General features: G+C 72.7%; 3 protein-coding genes. All 3 read right to left on the reverse strand.

The genetic code is table 11. The features are described from left to right. On the reverse strand, positions 1-1,189 hold a 1,189-nt coding region (locus ACM2XV_RS14170), incomplete at its 3' end, for a hypothetical protein (protein WP_487027396.1). Further along, positions 1,189-2,145, reverse strand: a complete 957-nt coding sequence (locus tag ACM2XV_RS14175) for an ABC transporter ATP-binding protein (protein WP_487027397.1) — start codon at positions 2,143-2,145, stop codon at positions 1,189-1,191. The genes ACM2XV_RS14170 and ACM2XV_RS14175, both read right to left, overlap by 1 nt. Positions 2,146-2,221: 76 nt before the next feature. Further along, a partial coding sequence (locus ACM2XV_RS14180; protein WP_487027398.1) for a hypothetical protein occupies positions 2,222-2,498 on the reverse strand: 277 nt, incomplete at its 5' end.

Genomic DNA, 2,498 nt, shown 5'->3' on the forward strand with positions numbered 1-2,498 from the left:
GCATGCGGCCGGCGGCCGTGCTCAGCACGGCGTCGGTGCCGCCCGCGGCCTCCTCCTGCCGCAGGCGCATCGCACCCTGCACACAGATCGCCGATGCGAGCAGCGCAGAGAAGATCGCGCCGACGTTGACGAACGCCTGCAGCAGCGAGCCGCTCGAGCCGCCCCCGCCGCCGATCTCGTCGAGCGCGTTGGTCACGCCGGCGCCCGCCGTCTGCAGCTGATCGACCATGACCCCCGACAGTCCGCCGAGCAACAGAGCACCGGCGACGACGGCCGTGATCCAGCCGATCAGCACCCCGCGCTGCAGCCGCAGCGCGAGCCCGATCGGCCCGCGGAGCACCGTCGAGGCCGCAGCCCGGCCCCGCCGCTCGGCGAACACGCCGGCGCCGACGTCGCGCCGATCCTGAATCACCAGAGCGGCCGCGGTCAGCACGACGAACGCCGCGACCCCCAGCAGCAGCGGCCACACCCGCGCGTGCGGCGACCACGGCAGCGTGCGCTGCGCCCACCCGATCGGGCTCGCCCAGATCGGCCACGCCGGCGTGAGTGTCGCGGTGGCGAGGTGCGGGGTGCCGGTCGCGTCGCCGAGGCCCCGCACCACATAGGCCGCGAGAACGAGCGCCGCCGCCCACCCGTTCGCCGAGCGACCCACCGGGAAGAGCTGCGCGAGCAGGAACGCCACCCCCACGAAGGTCAGCCCGACGGCGCCGAGAGCGGCGCCGAAGAGCCACGACCCGCCCGTGGGGAGGCCGCCGGCGAGACATCCGATCGCCACTGCGATCATCGCGATCACGTTGGCGATGACGCCCAGCGCGATGACCGCGAGGCTCGGCGCCCAGCGACCCGCGGCCGTCGCCGCGATCGTCTCGGTCTGGCCGAGCGCCTCTTCCGCGCGGGTGTTGCGCACCACGAGGAAGGTCGACTGGAACGCCACGAGCACGGCGATGAAGGTGAGCCCGAGCAGCGCCATGAAGTCGCCCGCGCTCGTGCCCTGCGGAGTGCCGCGGAACAGCAGGATCGCGGGCGTGACCATCATGACCTTCACCGTGTTCGCCCGCTCGACGGCCGTGCCGTAGGTCGTGTGCACGGCGCTCACGACCAGGTAGGCGAGCAGGAAGTGGACGACCGCCCACACGGCGAGCTGCCAGCGGTCACGCCGCAGGCGGAAGCGCAGCAGCGTGCCGAACATCACGCCGCCTCGGCGGGCGGAACGACGTCGCCGTAGTGCCTGAGGAAGAGCTCCTCGAGCGATGGCGGCGCGACCTGCAGCCCCTGCACGCCGAGGGCGCCGAGGGCGGGCAGCACGCCCGCGACCGCGTCGGAGTCGACCGTGAACGAGACGCGCCCTTCGGCGAGCGCGAGGTCGTGCACGCCGGGGATGCCGGCGAGCTGGGCATCCGTCAGCATCGCGCCGCCGGCGCCCGCGCGCTCGAAGCTGAACGACGTGCGCGTGAGGTGCCTCAGCTCGGTGAGCGTTCCCGACTCGACCACGCGGCCGGCGCGCACGATCGAGATGCGGGTGCACAGCTTCTCGACCTCGCTCAGGATGTGCGAGCTGAGCAGCACCGTGCCCCCGTCGGCGGCGATCCGGCCGACCTGCCGCGTGAAGACCGACTCCATCAGCGGGTCGAGGCCGCTCGTCGGCTCGTCGAAGACATACAGCTCGGCGGGGTGCGCGAACGCCGAGATCAGGGCGACCTTCTGCCGGTTGCCCTTCGAATAGCTGCGCGCCCTCTTGGTCGGGTCGAACTGGAACGCGTCGATGAGCTCGGCGCGCCGGCTCCTGTACGCGGCGGATGTCGCGTCGCCGCCGCGCAGGCGCACCAGCAGGTCGATCGTCTCTCCGCCGCTGAGGTTGGGCCAGAGCGCCACGTCACCGGGGATGGTCGCGATGCGGCGATGAAGGGCGGATGCCTCGCGCCACGGATCCCGGCCGAAGACCCGCGCCTCGCCCGCGGTCGCTCGGGCGAGCCCGAGCAGCACGCGGATCGTCGTCGACTTGCCTGCGCCGTTCGGCCCGAGGAAGCCGTGCACCTCGCCGCGGCCGACCGAGAGATCAAGCCCGTCGAGGGCGCGCACCCGGCCGAAGTGCTTGGTGAGACCCCGGGTCTCGATGACCGGTTGCCCGGCGTCTGCTGCCTTCACGGGGCACAAGCTACGCCACGTTCACCATTTTGTGAATAAAGAAAACGACTCCCACCACGCGCGTACGGCGCACTCGCTAGCTCGGCGGCGCGTTCGGCGCGTTCGGCGCGAGTACGCCGTACTCGCCGGCCGCAGCAGCGCGCGCGACGTCCCGGCGCTTGAGCGCGCGGCTCACGAGCAGCCACGCGAGGAACGACGCGACGAGGTAGCCGATGATCGTGAGCACCGTGACGCCCGCGCCGAGATAGCGATCGGGCAGGCTGTCGGCGGCGCTCGCGCCGAGGTCGAACAGGCTGTGAACGACCGCCGACGCGAGCCAGGCGAGCACGGCGCCGACGGCGAGTCGGTAGCGC

The sequence above is a fragment of the Gryllotalpicola sp. CP2-P1 genome (assembly GCF_057512245.1).